Here is a 17,084-nt window from a genome sequence, read left to right on the forward strand (position 1 = left end):
TGATAAATCATATGAAAAAAATAATATTTCCAGCCGCTATATTGGCAATACTGCTGTTTTTTGGATGCAAAAAATACAGGATAGAATACGACCAGCCATCGCAGGTAGAATTTAAGCCGGTTACTGTAACACTTGCGAAAGGTACAACGGCTGCTCCCGGAAGCACCACAGTACTTATCCAACTGGTAGGGCCACAACAGGGTTCTGATATTAACATCGACTATTCGATAGATCCTGCAAGTACAGCTGTAGTAGGTACACATTATACCATCTCGGGACCGGCAGGGAAAATTACGATTCCTGCCAATAGCAGTTCGGCGCAGTTGGTCATCACTGCTATTCCTGCAAATCTGGCAACGGCTAAAAAGCTGATATTGACCTTGAAGGACGGTACCCTGCCGGTGAGCCAAAACTATAAAACCTCAACCATAACGCTTCAATAAATAACCGCGGGCAGTGCTGTTTGTGTTGCCCGCATTTTTAATTTTTATCCGTTACCGATGCGCTATACATAGTCAGGAGGACTTAGCTACCGGAATTTACCTGTAGCTTATCTAAAATTCCTGTTATCGGCCCTTTTGCCCTTATTTTTCGGTTAAAGAAAATAGCGACGAAGACCAGCAGTAAAAGACATATTCCTGATAGCAGATAGCTGAATTGCATCAGTACTTTTGCCCAGCTGACGTTTTTCATGAAAAATTCTTTGTACAATAAAAGGCCTACACTGCCCAGGTAGCCCACAGCATCACAGATGTAAACAAAAAATCCGGCATTTGCTTTTATTTTAAAAAGGGCAATCATCCGTTCAAATAGCACGACCTGGATAGGCGTATAAGCCATAAACATCCCCATTCCTACCAGTAACATCCACCAAAAAGGACTGATGAGGTTAAACTGGAAACACAAGGTGCTGCCTCCACTCAGTATTAAACCTAAAGCAATCAGGTATTGAGTACCCCAAAAACCCTTAATATTATTTCTGATCAAAGATAAGCTGCCAATAAAAAGCAGTACGATCGTCCCTGAGATACCTTCAGTAATAGAAAAAATAGCCTTGTCCCACTGACTGTCAATCTCAGTCCAGATCTCGACCGAAAAATTATCCCGAAAGTCTCTCATCGTAGTAAGCATGGTGTAGATAATGCCAATGCCTATGATCGCAACGCGGTATTCACGGAGACATAACTTTTTGTCTTCCGTATTCATGGGTAAGCGCTCTACGCGGAGGAGTTTATCGGTTTCATTGGGTTCCGGAATAACATTCAGCATCCAAACGAACAGCAGGAAGAGGGGTAGAAAAAACAAGCCTACGGTAGCAGGCATCCAGAATTCTGAAACCCAGGGAAGCCATTCATGTATGGTGAAATATATGGTTTTAATTATTCCGGAAGATATAATAAGGCTAATGCTTAGCCCCATGGCCAGCATTTCTGTAAAACGCCTTCCTTCCAAATAGCTGAATATGATTCCCCAGACCATGCCGAGGGGAAGACCGTTTAAGCATAGAAAAATGAAATTGAAAGGGTATGGAACCAGGCCAAAGAGCAGCAAAGATGCTTCAGCAAAAAGGATAAGGCCAATAATGAGTTTTTTTCTGCCAGATTTTTTAAGCTCTGAGATCACTTTTATACCAATAAATTTTGAAATCATATAGCCTAGTACCTGCGAGATGATTAAAACAGCCTTGTAATCAAGATTAAAAAGCGTTAAACTTGTGTAGGTACCGCTGGTGAAGGGTTTTCTGAAGGCGTACATGCAAAAGTAAGTGCCAAATGCAGCTAACATACACCAGATAATGAAAAACAGCTTAGAACTGTCGAGAAGGTGTTTAAGTTTGTTCATGCACGTATCAGTTTATTCGCTTCTAATTCGCTTTTTTAAGGCATATTATGCGCTTCAAGTTTCCGCTTATGGAGTTGAAAAAGTAATTCTGGTAGTTTAATTATACTGTACTTAGTTTAGTATTTGTACAAACATAAGTACTAATTATTAAATGACTTTATGTTATATTTATTTTTTTTAAAATTAGGCGAATATCCATCATTTTAATACTATTGTTTGTTATTGACGTATTTTCGAAATATAAGTTTGCAGTTGCGCTGGTATGCAGATAAAGGTAGTTAATGGATTATGTTGCTGATAAACCATTATTGAAGAATAAAAAAGTAATTTTTTTTGTTAAACTTTGTTTAGTATTTATATATTTGGTGTAGCCAAATATGCTGATCATTAGCAGGATTTTAACTTTACTGATGTCATGAAATTAAGTCTAGCCCAAGGTAGAAGTGATGCAGAATTATTAGCACTGATTAGCGTTTCTGATAATCTGGCTTTTAATGAGTTGTACGACCGTTATTGGAAACAGGTTTTTAATGCAGCATACAAACAAATTAAAGACATCTCTTCTGCACAAGACATTACGCAAGATATTTTTACTCAATTGTGGCTAAGGGATAAAGATTCCAAAATTGAAAACCTCAGCGCCTACCTTTTCACTGCCGTAAGAAATCAGTCTTATAAAATGATGGCCAAACAGAAACGCAGCAGCCCCATTCTGGATGTATTAATGGAATCGGAGGTATCTTGTTACCAGGCTGATGACCAGATTTTGTATAAAGAATTTCTCTGTGCTTATGAAGCACTGATCGATAATTTACCCGAGCAACAAAAAATAATTTTCAAAAAGCGCTTTAACCAAGGCCTAAATACGCTTGAAATCTCCACTCAACTTTGTTTATCTCCTAAAACAGTACGTAACCATTTAGGAAGAGCCCTTGCAAAACTCAAAACAGCTTTGCTCATTATTCTTGTTTTATTCATGCTGGTTTAAGCACCAGGACTCATTTTCTTCCAAACCATAGGATTTAAAAAAATATTTTTATCCTGACTGGGCTTTTTCTCTTTTCGTGGGTCATACTGTTAAAGCAGCCACCTGATGAAACATATAAACGAAAAGCAACTCTTAAAGATTTTAGACAGATACAACAAAGGAACCGCATCTGATGAGGAAAAAAAATTTTTGGAAACATATTCGATGCTGGTTAATAATGAAACCGATATCACAGATGTGCTGGATGAGCAGGCAATTAAAAGTAATATCAAACAGCTTATAGATGCAAATGTAGGGGAGGGAAAGCTGAAGCAGGAGAAAGTTGGGAAGAAAATAGACTATAGATGGCTCTCGGCCGCTGCTGCGATCCTGCTCGTTGTTGCTATCGGTTATTTAAAACTTGATAAAAAACCAGCGCTCGCCGGCAGGCCTCAGGCCAATCCTCAAACCATTACACCAGGTGGTAACAAGGCATTTTTAATTTTAGCTGACGGCAGCAGAATCAATCTGGATGCTGCAGGCAATGGAAAAGTTGCCCAACAGGCAGGAATCAGTATTTCCAAAACGGCCAGCGGGCAATTAAGTTATACGGTTAGCGGAGCATCAAATCAGGGTTCAGCCAGTGCTTATAATACCATCGAAACACCTAAAGGCGGACAGTATCTGGTGAAATTACCAGATGGGACACAGGTTTGGCTAAATGCAGCATCATCTTTAAAATTTCCACTTGCCTTTTCGGCTAAGGAAAGAAAAGTGGTGTTAACCGGTGAAGGTTATTTTGAAGTAGCAAAAGATAAATCTAAACCATTCAGGGTGATAAGCGGAAATCAGATGGTGGAGGTGTTGGGTACACATTTTAATATTAACAGTTACGCCGATGAAGGTAATATTAAAACAACCCTGGTTGAAGGCCGTGTAAAAGTTCATTCAGCTGCAAAAACCAATGCAGATCTGATACTGGTTCCAGGTCAGCAGGCTATAAATACCGGACAACTGATGAGTTTAAATGCGAATCCCGATATCGAAGAAATTATATCATGGAAAGAAGGTTCTTTTCAGTTTAACGATAGCAGTTTATCATCCATTATGCGCCAGCTTTCCAGGTGGTACGATGTAGATGTTGAATTTGTAGGGCAGGTTCCCGATTATCATTTCCGCGGACGGATTTCAAGGGATACCCCGATAACTCAAATTTTTGAAATACTAAAAACCGGAGGCTTAAACTTTACGATTGAAGGAAGGAGGATTATAGTAAGAGACTAACTTGAAATAAAACTGCCAGGCAGTTTTAGCCGGATTAAGCCAAAAAAACCGAATGTGTTTCGACCACATCCGGCAATAGTTTAGGCTGAATCTGAAAGAAAAATATTGGATTAACTTTTTACAAAACAACCAAACCAAACAAAAATATGGATTTTTTTACTCCGTACCTACCTATTTATAAAAATAGGCAGGCAAACAGAATTGCCCAGGCTTTTTTTGCCTGGTACATGGGGATAGACCTCGATAAAAAAAGAAGATTTATCATGCGAATCAAACTGACAGCCTTGATCTGTTTTATAACCTGCCTTCATATTTATGCAGCAGGTTATGGACAAAGCATTACTTTATCCGTAAAGAATGCATCACTGCAACTTGTGCTGGATAAGATTGAAAAGCAGAGCGGATACAATTTATGGGTGCAAACCGAATTGCTTAAAAAAAGCAATAAAGTATCTTTAGCGGTTAAAAACAAACCACTGGACGCCGTACTGAAAGATGTTTTTAAAGACCAGACGCTTAGTTACGCCATTGTAGGCAAAACAATTGTAGTCAAAAACAAGGTTGAAGAGCAAAACAACATCTTCGGTGGCCCCTTGATGGTTTTTGTAACTATTGAAGGTAAAATAGTAGATAGCAAGGGAGCGCCGCTTCCCGGAGCATCCGTGAAAGTGAAGGGCACCACAAAAGCCACTACTGCAAATACAGAAGGAAAATTTTCCCTTGTGGCAGATAAAAACGATGTCCTGCTGATTTCTTTTGTGGGTTACAAAACCAAAGAAGTTCCGCTAAATGGACAAAGTACGCTAACCATACAACTTGAAGAAAGTGCAGCAGAGCTGAGCGACTTTGTGGTGGTCGGTTATGGATCGACCAAAAAAGTAAATTTAACAGGCGCCGTAAGCACTGTTAGTGGTGATGTATTAAAAGACCGCCCGATTTCAAACATTGCACAGGGTTTGCAGGGTGTGATTCCCAATCTAACCATCACCAATTTTAGCGGGCAGCCTGGCCGGACTTCTGATTTAAACATCAGGGGATATGAGTCCATCAATGGCGGATCTCCGCTTATTGTAATTGATGGCGTGCCAACCACATCAAATAGCAGCCTTTATTCCCTTAATCCACAGGATGTAGAAAATATCACGGTATTAAAGGATGCGGCGTCGGCGGCTATATACGGAGGAAGAGCAACCTTTGGGGTGATCCTAATCACGACTAAAAGTGGCAAATTTAATTCTGGTTTGAATATAGAATTTTCTTCTAATTTTTCAGATAAGCGATTGACCGAATTGCCCAATATTGTGACCGATCCGGCAACTGTAATGCGGGTTAAAAATGAGGGTTATAAAGCTTATTACGGAACCGATTTATACAACCAAACTTTTATGGATTATGCGAACAAACGTTCAGCCGATCCGAGTTTGCCACCTTATTATATAGATCCTGCTGATCCGACAAAATACGTTTATGTAGGTTCTACCAACTGGTTTGATGAACTTTTCAGAAAAAATACGCCAACTTGGGATAATAATTTATCCATCAGGGGAGGCACAGAAAAGGTTACTTATAATGTCTCTGCCGGCTATCTGCGTCAGGAAGGATTGTTTGAAGGAAATCCGGATGTGTACAGCAGGTATTCATTGCGTAGCAAAACAGAATTTAAAGCCACTTCATGGTTGAAATTGGGTAATACCACACAGTTGAGCAGGACAGGTTACAAGTATCCTACCCTGTGGAATGGACCTTCGAGAGGTGATTTGTTCCACGCTATAGGTAGAATACCAAGCTTTGAGATTGTAAACAATCCAAATGGTTCCTATACCGCAAATGGCGTACTACTGGGCTATTTAAATGATGGTGGACGCGGGGAATCGCAGAAAAATGATTATTTAACCACCTTTGAGGCACAGACAAATTTTTTCAAGAATAGCCTGAGGGTGACCACCAATTATACTTTCCAAAGTGTAAATGGAAACTTTCTAGATCCATATATTCCTTTAGAATATCAGTATGCCAACCCAAATGTAAATATTCAGGATGGACAGAGCGGGCTTGGCCAGGGATACAATACCAGTAAATACAATGTATTTAATGTATTTGGAGAATATGAAAAGAATTTTGGCAAACACAATGTTAAAGCCATGGCTGGTTATAGCCAGGAAGGTTATCATGAAGATAGCAATTCGATATTCCGAAATGACCTGATCAGCTCAAATACACCAAACATTGGGCTTGCATTGGGCAATCCTTCCTATACTTCAACAGCAGGTGAATGGGCCTTAAGAAGTCAGTTTTTCAGGGTAAACTATGCCTATGATAATAAATACCTGTTAGAGATTAATGGACGGAGAGATGGTTCATCCCGTTTCCCTGTTGATGACCGTTATGTATTTCTTCCTTCAGGATCCATAGGATGGCGCGTATCTGAAGAAAATTTCTTCAAAGGATTAAAACCTGCCATCAGCGACTTTAAATTAAGGTTCTCTTATGGTTCTTTAGGTAACCAAACGGTAAGTAAAGCGGGTAGCAGTGACCCAGATTATTATCCATACATACCATTAATGTCAAGTTCATCTAAAATAACCAATATTTTAGGAGGTATCCAGCCACCTGCGGTATATGCGCCAGGTTTGGTTTCACCAAGCTTAACATGGGAAAGACAATACACCAAAAACTGGGGAACGGATATTGCCCTGATGGGAAATAAACTGAATATCTCTTATGATTATTATATCCGGGATGTTAAAGATATGCTGACCTCATCGAGGCAACTTCCAGCTGTACTTGGTACACCTCCTCCCAGAACTAATGCTGCTGATTTGAGAACAAGGGGATGGGAACTCGCTTTAAATTATAATAATAAGTTCAACCTCGCCAGTTCTGATTTTAAATACAATTTCAGATTCGTTCTGGCGGATAATTATACCGTGATCACCAAATTCGATAATCCTAATGGCAATATTGGAGAATATTATGTAGGTAAAAGAATCGGAGAAATATGGGGAATGGAAACTGAAGGATTATTTCAGTCTGATGCTGAGGTAGCTGCACATGCCGATCAGTCTGCTGTAGACGGTTACTATGGTTTTCATGCAGGAGATCCAAAGTACAGAGATTTAAATGGCGACGGAAAAATCAATATTGGAAAACTGACCCTTGGCGATCATGGCGATCTGAAGGTGATCGGAAATAGAGAAGCACGTTATACCTACGGTATTAGCGGTGGTTTTAACTGGAAAGGATTCGATATGAGTTTCTTTTTACAAGGTGTAGCTAAAAGAGATTTCTGGTTAGGTACATCAAGTTATTTCTGGGGTACCTATCGTGCCCCGTGGGAGCATGTTTATCAGCATCAGCTGGATAACATGTGGTCGCCGGAAAATCCGGATGCCTACTTTCCAAGGTATGCGGCCTGGAGAACAGGTGATATTGCAGAATGGCGGGATCTTGATGTCGTGCAGACCCGTTACCTGCAGGATGCTTCTTATCTGCGGTTAAAAAACCTGACCATTGGCTACAGGTTGCCGGAGAAGCTGGTAAAAAGAATCGGACTGAAGAGCTTTCGCTTCTATTTGAGTGGAGAGAATATTGGAGAAATCAATAACATTAAGTTCAAGGTGCTTGATCCCGAAACACTTGGCGGAGACGGCTCATCGTCATGGGGAACTGGAAAATCATATCCTTTCCAAAGAAGTTACTCAGCAGGTATTAATGTAACACTTTAAGATATAAAATTGAAGATCATGTTAAAGAATATAGGTATTTATTTAAGCATTGTTATAATTTTAATATGCTTTGGAAGTTGCAAAAAAGACTTTCTTGATAAACTCCCGATTACGGATATCGCTCCGCAAACTTTTTTTAAAAATGAAAAAGACCTGGAGTTATATTGTAACGGTTTGTACAGTCTGGTTCCTGGTGCAGGCATCATGACCGATGATACACAAAGCGATAATATGGAAACCCTACCTTATGATAAAGTAGTGGCCGGCGAATATCTGGTGCCAAGTACAGGTGGTGGCTGGAGCTGGAGTTATTTGCGTAGTGTAAATTATTTTCTCGAAAACTATGGTAAAGCAAATGCGGCTGCCGAGGCAAAGAACCATTATGTTGGCGTGGCCCGTTTGTTCCGTGCATGGTTCTATTTCGATAAAGTGAAGCGGTTTGGAAATGTGCCCTGGTATTCGGGAACAATGAACATTAATGACGAGGCGCAGCTGTATAAACCACAAGACCCGCGTACGCTGGTAATGGATTCTGTATTAAAGGATCTTGATTATGCTTCAGCAAATATTCGGACATCTAAAACCCCGCTGTGGACAATAAACCGTTATGTGGCACTATCCTTAAAGTCGCGAATTTGTTTGTTTGAAGGTACCTGGCGCAAATACCGTGGAATTGCCGATGCAGATCGTTTTCTTACTGCTGCAAAAGATGCGGCTAAAAAAGTGATCGATGAAGGAGGTTATTCTTTGTACACTACAGGAAAGCCCGACGTAGATTACCTCAATTTATTTGGCATGTCTGATGCGCCTCAAAACGAAGTCATACTGGCTTACGAATATAGTACTATATTAAACTTAAGGCATGCATTTAGTGCCGAATCAGGGGCTTATGGCAGGGGTTTTACCAAAGAGATGGTCAATTCTTACCTGATGAAAGACGGTACTCCATTTACTTCAGTTGCTGGTTATGCGACAAAAACCTATATGGATGAATTTGAAAACAGAGATCCAAGGTTGATTCAAACGGTGCTGAATCCACTTTATACCCGTACAGACAGAACAGATGCAAGCAAAAGATTTAGTCCCATTCCGAAGATTCCCGGAGGTGCTCCAACAGGCTATCTTCAGGTGAAATTTTACCAGGATGATCCGATTAAGGAGATTTACGGTCAATCTGATAATGATGCTCCGGTAATCAGGTATGCAGAAGTGCTGCTAAATTATGCTGAGGCAATGGCTGAATTGGGAACAATTACCCAGGCCGATCTCGACCTGACCATCAATAAACTACGCGATCGTGTAGGAATGACCGGGGCTGCACACCTTAACATGGGGGTGGCTAAAGATCCGGTTTTGGCTGCGCAGTATCCTGATGTAAGCAGTGCCCTGATTTTGGAAATTAGAAGAGAGCGCCGTGTGGAGCTTGCAGGCGAGGGTTTCAGGTACAGTGATATCTTACGCTGGAAAGCTGGAAACCTGCTCGCAAAGAAATTTTACGGAATTTATTTCCCTGGACTTGGGGAGTACGACCTGACTAAGGATGGCAAACTCGACTTTGCGATTGTTGCCGCTATACCTGCAGTAAAAACACCAGGCGTTACTTATGCTGTGATTAATAAGGATATCTACCTTTCCAACGGGAACTCAGGCAATATCGTTCCTTATCCAAATCAGGTCAAAACATTTAACGAAAATAAAAATTACCTATTCCCTATCCCTACTTCAGAGTTATTACTGAATAAAAACCTTATTCAAAACCCTGGGTGGCAATAAAATTGGTTACCGGTTAGTTTGAGATAGCCCTCCTTCGGGAGGGCTTTTCTACAATTGTTTAAAAATGATCGTATACGATCGATAGAAAAAATAATATGAAAAAAGCAGGTATTCTATTCTTGTTTATAAGTTTGGTTAATCATTTTGCTATTGCACAGCATAGTAATAAAGCCGGGAACCTCATCATCATTTCAATAGACGGATTGCGGTGGCATGAGGTATTTCAGGGAGCCGAACAGCAACTTTTAACAAATAAAAAATACAATTCGCAGGATTCTACCGAGCGGATTAACAAGTACTGGGCCGATAATGAGCAAGACCGGCGGGTTAAACTCATGCCATTTGTATGGCGTACAATAGCAAAGCAAGGGCAGCTTTATGGCAACCGAAAAGAAGGAAGTTTGGTTAACGTTAAAAACACTTTTTGGTTTTCTTATCCTGGCCGAAATGAAAATTTAACAGGTTACCCTGATCCTAAAGTAAACAGTAACGACTATCCTGATAATCCGAATAAAAATATACTCGAGTTTATAGATCAGCAAAAAGGCTATAAAGGCAAGGTGGTGGCCTTTGCTTCATGGGATGCCGTGGCCAGAATTATTAACCGCAATAGAAATGGATTAATGGTGAATAACCCATTTGAGGATGTTAAAGGAAACAACCTTACAGAAGCCCAAAAACTGGCTAACGAAGTACAACATTACGAGCCGCAGTTATGGGGCAGTGGCGAGCGCTGGGATGCAAGTACTTATGCTATAGCAAAATCATATATCACAGCCAACCACCCTAAAGTAGTATATCTGGATCTGGCAGATACCGATGATCATGCACATGATGGTAAGTATGATTTCTATTTGGATGCCACCCATAATATTGATGCCATGATCGGCAGTTTATGGAACTACATTCAGAAGGATCCGTTTTATAAAGATAATACAACAATCATTGTCATGCCAGATCATGGCCGGGGCGAAGGAGGACAATGGACAAGTCATGGTTCTGGTACACCACATTCTAATGATACCTGGTTGATGGCTTTGGGACCAAATATAAAACCGCTGGGCGAAGTGAAAAATAACGGACAGATTTATCAGGATCAGTATGCCAAAACAATTGTCAGGTTATTGGGCTTTAATTTTACTTCAGTAAACCCTATTGGCGATGTGATTGAATCTGTTGTGAAATAACAGGAACATGAAATGATAAGCCATTTTATTCGCTGTAGATACCTATTTGTCCAAACCAGGCTAATGCACGGTTAAGCTTTAAAATAGCTGTCGCCTACCATATGCAGGATGTTAGACCTCATTTCAGCTTTATTTCTATATGGGAAAAACTTAACCCAATCCAATTAATGTTGATGCACGATCTTCTATTATATTTTCATCAGATCAGGCAGCGGTAATCCCGGTTTTCAATTATAAGCTGACAAATTATTAATCACAAATTAAAATAATCATTATTCTATTTATCGGCTGATGTTTTTTTTGTGTATAAGTTGTTGTTGTTCATGATGGTAAGCAGGGGTGTGCATCATAAAATAAAATAAAAAATAAATTAATATTTATAAACTTTGTTTAGTATTTGTATATTTGGTATGACCGAATATTAACTGGTAGTAGTCGTATTTTAACTTATGTATAAGGCGGGGCTGGTTTTGAGTAAAACCGCTTATCTCCAAAGATAACCTTGCGTTTGCAGCAGAAAAATATACCTAACAACTAAGCCATAATCTAAAAATAAATGGACAGGAAAGAATTTTTAAAAACAACAGGACTGGCGGGTGGAACTATGCTTTTTGCCCGGTTTCCTGAATTAAGTCCGGCCAAAAAGAAAGTCAGGATTGGCATGATCACCGATCTTCATCATGATGTGATGCATGATGGCCTATCGCGCTTATCTGCATTTATTGATGAAATGAACAGGGAGCAACCCGATTTCATTATACAGGGTGGTGATTTCTGCTATCCAAAAAAAGCTAATAGTCCACTAATGGATGTTTGGAATCAGTTTAAAGGTCCTAAATACCATGTAATTGGTAATCATGATACCGATGGCGGATATACACGCGATCAGGTCGTAACGTTTTGGAATGCCAAAGCTAAATATTACGCTTTTGATGTTAATGGTTTTCATTTTGTCGTGCTGGATGGAAATGAGCATAACGAAAGTGCCGATCGGCCAAAAGGTTACGCCCGTTTTATTTCGCCTACACAACTCGATTGGCTCAGAAAAGATCTTGAATCAACTGATTTAGAAACCGTGGTTTTTTGTCATCAGGGACTGGATAATGATGCAGGCGGATTGGAAAACGGCACATTGCTGCGGTATACGCTGGAGCAGGCCAATAAAAAAGCAGGGAAACAAAAGGTAATTATGGTGATCAGCGGCCATCATCACCAGGATTACTACAATTACATTAATCACATCCATTATGTGCAAATCAACAGCGCATCATACCAATGGCTTGGCGATAAGTATAAAGAAAGCCGTTATTCGGAAGAGGTAGATAAAACACATCCATACATTAAATATACTGTGCCCTATAAAGATCCGATATGGGCAATGATTGAGATTGACCATAAAAACAGAATTACGATTAGGGGTAAAAAGACTGTTTTTGTGGGTTCCTCGCCCGAAAAATCAGGGGTAAATATGGACGATTACATTTATCCGATCGTACCCTATATTTCAGACCGAAACTTAGGATAAATAAATTAAAACACACAAATGAAAAGAAGAGATTTAATTAAAACACTTGGAGCTACGATAGGAACGATTGCTTTGACGAGTGTTGCAGAAACATCGGTTGCTGCGCCAATCAAGAAAAAGAAGGCTTTAAAAATTGCACACATTACCGATGTGCACATCAGACCTGAGCACAATGCTGTTGCCCGTTTTAAGAAATGCCTCGAAATGATCAAAAAGGATAAAGTAGACCTGATTCTTAATGGTGGCGATTCTATTTATGCGGCTGATTACGATCACATTACCAAAGATCGGGTAGAGCAACAATGGGCCTGCTGGAATGAAAGTGTGCAGGTTGTAAAAGGTATCCCCATGCACCATGTGTTGGGAAATCATGACATGTGGTGGAAAGGTAAAGATGACGAGTTGGGCGGTAAAGCAGGGGTATTAAAGATGCTGGGCATGAGCAATAATTATTATAGCTTCGATCGAAACGGCTGGCATTTTATCATGCTGGATAGTAACCATCCAACAAATCCGGGTATGCTGGATGACGAACAGTGGAACTGGTTTGTAGAAGATGTAAAAAAGAACAGTCAGGATAAGCCTACACTAATCATGTCGCATTATCCATTGTTGAGCTGTACCGGTATTGTAGATAACAAAGCAGATTTTAGAGGGCCATTTAAGGTTAGCGGGAGTTACAACCACCTCGATATTATGAAGTTTATTGAAGTGTTTAACCGGAATAAGAACATTAAACTTTGTTTAAGTGGTCACATTCATTTACTGGATAAGGTCTGGTACAATGACGTTGCTTATTTATGTAATGGCGCAACCAGTGGTTTCTGGTGGGAGCCGGGAGATGATGGTAAAAGCTCCTATAAACAAACCGTGCCAGGTTATTCTCTTCTTAATCTGTACGATGATGGAAGTTTTGAGCATGAATACATTAAGTACGAATTGAAGTAATGAAACGGATATTTACATTGGTTTTAGGTTTAAAGCTGATTTTAATTTCTGCTGATCTTTGCGCACAAGTTACCACTTACAATCAGTTTTGGAACGATTTTCAATTTGTAACACCGATAAAAGGCAGGTGGAGCAACGAAATAAATCTTGGCCAGGTATGGACGGGTGTGCCCGCAAATAACAATCCTTTTTATGCCAATGCACAACTTTATGCCAGGGTATGGATTCATTATTCACTTTCAAAAGCTAAATTTTCGGTGTTTACCGGCTATAACCATAACCCCGAAATTATACTTGCCGGACAGGATGGTCTTCCGGAAATCAGATCTGCCATTCAGGGTATTTATTATTTCAGAAAAACGCCTTTTACCTTATCTGCCCGATTGAGGTTAGAAGATCACCGTGACAAACGAAGCCTAGGTGGCTTTGATGAAAGTTACCGGGTAAGAAGTCAGTTGAAGCTGGTAAAGCCGCTAAATGCATCACAAATAGTTAAAGGAGCCGTTTACATGGTCGCTTCTGAGGAAGTATTTACGCAAACTGCCCCCAATGTGTTTAGTCAGCCAAGGCTGGGAAGCAATAGACTGACCATTGGGTGTGGATATGCACTCACCGATGATTTTTTAATCGAAGTGGATTATGCTAATGATTATTATCCTGATAAAATACAGCAGCTTTCTTACCACAGTATGCAACTGAATTTAAGCTGTTACAATTGGGTGAAAAACCTAAAGGATGCTTTGCTGAAGTGAGATGAAATATGATACCAATAAAAAAAATATCCAGTCTGGTATGCTGGAGTTACAATCAATTTACCTTCTAAATAAAATAATATGAAGTCGAAACCTGCAACATTAAAGGAAATTGCTGATTTACTTGGTCTTTCTATCAGTACTGTTTCACGGTCCTTGATTGATCATCCAACCATTTCTCTGGTTACCAGAGAAAGAGTGAAAAAATTAGCAAAGAAGGTAAATTACAGGCCAAACCATTCGGCTCTTTCTTTTAGGTCGGGACGTACATTTACCATTGGACTTATCCTGCCTGATCTTTCCGAAACTTTTTTTTCTACGGCAATGACTGCTATAGAGGAAATGGCAATGGCCAATAATTATGCAGTTTTTGTAGCCCAGTCTATGAATAGTGAAGAACAAGAAATAGCCCTGGTAGAAAAAATGATTGATTTTAGGGTAGATGGCTTATTGATTGCGCTGGCAAAGGAAACGCAGACTTTTGGTCATTTTTCCAGGCTTAAAGATAATGGTATCCCAGTTGTATTTTTCGATCGTGTCCCCCCTTATTTCAGCATCAATTCAGTATGTTGTAACATCGAATTGGCTACCCAGCAGGCAGTTGACTTTTTATTAAAGAAGGGGCATCGGCGAATAGGCATGATTAACGGACCCGAAAGCCTGCTTTCGAGTACGGAACGTAAAAACGGTTATATCAAGGCGCTGGAAAGGGAGCAAATCTCTTTTGATCCTTCCCTGTATACAGAATGCGATCTAACAGAAAGTGGCACCGAAAAAGAAATGGATAGGCTTTTGGCAGTACCCGGCAGGCCAAGCGCAGTGCTTGCATTTAACGACTACGTGGCGATTTATGCAATCAGGAAACTTAGGGCACAACACATCACTGCTGCTGAAGCAATAGACTTTGTCAGTTTTTCAAACCTTTCTGTTTTACGGTTTATGGATTACAGACCCATTGCCACGGTTGAGCAGTCACCAGCCCTGCAAGGCAAAACCGCAATGCAGATCTTAATGGACCTCGTTAATTCCAGGTACAATGGCTCGGTATCAGAACAGCGGTTCAGAAATGTTGTTCTTGAAGGAAAACTGGTGCTTGATCAATAATATTACATCACGATCTTAAAAGAATTAAAGTTCTGATGTGCTATGTGCATGTTAGATTAAAAGCCCTGCAAATTAATTGCAGGGCTTTCTGTTTATCTACGTTGATTCTATTAAACACCATCATTAGTGCGCATTTCGGCCAAATTTTATTTTGTATGTTTAATAATATTTATCAGACTTATTTATTTGTATTTTAAAATCAAAATCCGGTATAATTTGGTTAATAAACAGCCGTTTTTGTGTTTAGCATTTGTTAACTTCGGTTATGTTATTTTATAAATTATTGTAAGGATTTTTTTTTCGTGTTTTATAACGGTGAAAATGAATTGGAGGTTTCTTAAACACTGAATGGCTTTTTAATGGCTTAAAAACAATTAAAAAGCAGATAAATCTTGGTTTGGGGCTTAACAGAGGCGTTAGGCAAAATATGCTTTCGCATTAAATCATTCAATCTAACCATAAAACAAAAAGTAATGAAAACAAACAAAAAGATTTACCTGGGCGTATTCACAGCCATCCTACTCAGTATTTCAGTTATAAGTTGTAAAAAACAGGGCATCGAAAACAATGCTGAAACCGATGTGAAAAAGCTAGACAACATGCATGAGTTTAATTTCGGAGGAAATAAAATCCTGGTGAAAGAAGATAAGGGCATCTATTACCTTTCAGACGATGTTATCTTAACTGAACAACAATTTAACCTGTTAAAAGCCAATAATAATGCCGCCATGTCTTCCACTGCAAGGGCATTAATTATGAATTCGCTGGTTAAACGCTGGACAAATTCCATCGTATACTACAGTCTGAGTAATCTGGGTGCCGATACGGCTTCTTCGCTAAAAGCCATGCAATATATCGCCAGGGTATCGCCACTTACTTTTGTGCAAAGAACATCGCAAACAAATTATATCAATTTTGTTAAATCTACCGGGAACAGTTCTTCAGTAGGTATGGTTGGGGGCGCTCAAAACCTCAATTTATACAATTATAATACACCTGGTATTATCATTCATGAGCTGTTTCATGCACTGGGTGTAATGCACGAACAATGCAGAACCGATCAAAGCAGTAATGTAATTATCCATCCTGAAAACATTCCCGATGATAAAGAATTTAACTTTAATCAGGTGTCGGCTACCAGTTATACCAATCATGGTAACTTCGATTTCGAGTCGATTATGATGTATGAGCCTTATGCTTTTTCGAGCAATGGTCAGCCTACCATCACCAAACTGGATGGTTCTACTTATCAAACCAGTTATCCGGCAGCTAACATGTCGCCAACTGATATCGCAGGCATCAACCAGCTTTACACAGGCTTTACATACGTAGGTTTACCGGCAAATACCAGTTACGAAATTGCTTCGGCATTGGATAATACCAAATTGTTAAATGTACCTGGCAGCGCTACGGCTGATGGGACACAGGTAATTATTTATACCGATGGAAACTCTAATAACGCCAGATGGAGTGTAACCAAAAATGCCGATGGATATTACAGGCTATCACCTTTACATGCACCTACTAAAGCGCTTACGGTGGTAGGCAGTGCTACAGCAAACGGAACCAAATTAGAAATCAGGACCCACACTGGCGCCACTTCGCAACAGTTTAACATTACACCTGAGGCCAGCGGTTATTATATTATTTCGCCTCGTAATGCCCCTTCAAAAAATGTGGATGTTCCGGGCAGTGCTACCGCCAATGGTACATTACTTAATATCTGGAGTTACGGTGGTGCCAACAACCAAAAATTTAAGTTTAATACTTTCTAACAAGTCATCTCCATATATACCTGTTTCATCCTGCCCCCCTAAAGTTAATGCTTTGGTGGGGGCATTTTATTTTAAGCAGGAATTAACCGAAGATTAAATTTTAGTGATTTAAACCCCATCACCCTTCTAAAATGCTGATATAGCACATTAATAGATTCTAACTATTCCATTATAGAATTAAATGATTGTGATTAGTTATTTC

12 protein-coding genes are annotated in these 17,084 nt (G+C 39.7%); 11 read left to right on the forward strand and 1 reads right to left on the reverse strand.

Translation table 11 applies throughout. The features are described 5' to 3' along the window. Nucleotides 1–11: 11 nt before the first annotated feature. Nucleotides 12–443, forward strand: coding sequence for a hypothetical protein (locus tag AC04QZ_RS15340; protein ID WP_478358473.1), 432 nt, complete (start codon nt 12–14; stop codon nt 441–443). An 82-nt stretch (nt 444–525) separates the two neighbouring features. Here AC04QZ_RS15340 and AC04QZ_RS15345 read toward each other — a convergent pair whose 3' ends face one another. Beyond that, a complete protein-coding gene (locus AC04QZ_RS15345) occupies nt 526–1,842 on the reverse strand; it encodes a DUF5690 family protein (protein WP_478358474.1) in 1,317 nt (438 codons plus the stop codon). 415 nt (nt 1,843–2,257) lie between these two features. Between AC04QZ_RS15345 and AC04QZ_RS15350 the strand changes: the two genes are divergently transcribed. The 10 genes from AC04QZ_RS15350 to AC04QZ_RS15395 all read left to right on the forward strand — a co-directional run bounded on the left by AC04QZ_RS15350 (nt 2,258) and on the right by AC04QZ_RS15395 (nt 16,882). Continuing rightward, nucleotides 2,258–2,830 (forward strand): RNA polymerase sigma factor, encoded by a 573-nt coding sequence (locus AC04QZ_RS15350; RefSeq protein ID WP_478358476.1) that lies wholly within the window; start codon nt 2,258–2,260, stop codon nt 2,828–2,830. A gap of 105 nt (nt 2,831–2,935) precedes the next feature. After that, complete coding sequence (locus AC04QZ_RS15355; protein ID WP_478358477.1) at nt 2,936–4,093, forward strand: FecR family protein; 1,158 nt, start codon at nt 2,936–2,938, stop codon at nt 4,091–4,093. A 146-nt stretch (nt 4,094–4,239) separates the two neighbouring features. Beyond that, entirely contained in the window at nt 4,240–7,818 is a 3,579-nt protein-coding gene (locus AC04QZ_RS15360) for a TonB-dependent receptor (RefSeq protein WP_478358478.1), read from the forward strand. Nucleotides 7,819–7,836: 18 nt separating this feature from the next. Next, entirely contained in the window at nt 7,837–9,591 is a 1,755-nt protein-coding gene (locus AC04QZ_RS15365; protein ID WP_478358479.1) for a RagB/SusD family nutrient uptake outer membrane protein, read from the forward strand. A gap of 95 nt (nt 9,592–9,686) precedes the next feature. After that, entirely contained in the window at nt 9,687–10,778 is a 1,092-nt protein-coding gene (locus AC04QZ_RS15370; protein WP_478358480.1) for a phosphoglyceromutase, read from the forward strand. Nucleotides 10,779–11,334: 556 nt separating this feature from the next. Then, nucleotides 11,335–12,303 (forward strand): metallophosphoesterase family protein, encoded by a 969-nt coding sequence (locus AC04QZ_RS15375; RefSeq protein ID WP_478358481.1) that lies wholly within the window; start codon nt 11,335–11,337, stop codon nt 12,301–12,303. A gap of 18 nt (nt 12,304–12,321) precedes the next feature. Further along, nucleotides 12,322–13,251, forward strand: a complete 930-nt coding sequence (locus tag AC04QZ_RS15380; protein WP_478358482.1) for a metallophosphoesterase family protein — start codon at nt 12,322–12,324, stop codon at nt 13,249–13,251. Then, nucleotides 13,251–14,003, forward strand: a complete 753-nt coding sequence (locus AC04QZ_RS15385) for a DUF2490 domain-containing protein (protein ID WP_478358484.1) — start codon at nt 13,251–13,253, stop codon at nt 14,001–14,003. The genes AC04QZ_RS15380 and AC04QZ_RS15385 overlap by 1 nt, the downstream gene beginning before the upstream one ends. Nucleotides 14,004–14,084: 81 nt before the next feature. After that, nucleotides 14,085–15,107 (forward strand): LacI family DNA-binding transcriptional regulator, encoded by a 1,023-nt coding sequence (locus AC04QZ_RS15390; RefSeq protein WP_086544809.1) that lies wholly within the window; start codon nt 14,085–14,087, stop codon nt 15,105–15,107. Nucleotides 15,108–15,580: 473 nt separating this feature from the next. Continuing rightward, nucleotides 15,581–16,882 (forward strand): M12 family metallopeptidase, encoded by a 1,302-nt coding sequence (locus AC04QZ_RS15395; RefSeq protein ID WP_086544810.1) that lies wholly within the window; start codon nt 15,581–15,583, stop codon nt 16,880–16,882. Nucleotides 16,883–17,084 lie beyond the last annotated feature (202 nt).

Source organism: Pedobacter folensis, from assembly GCF_056490665.1.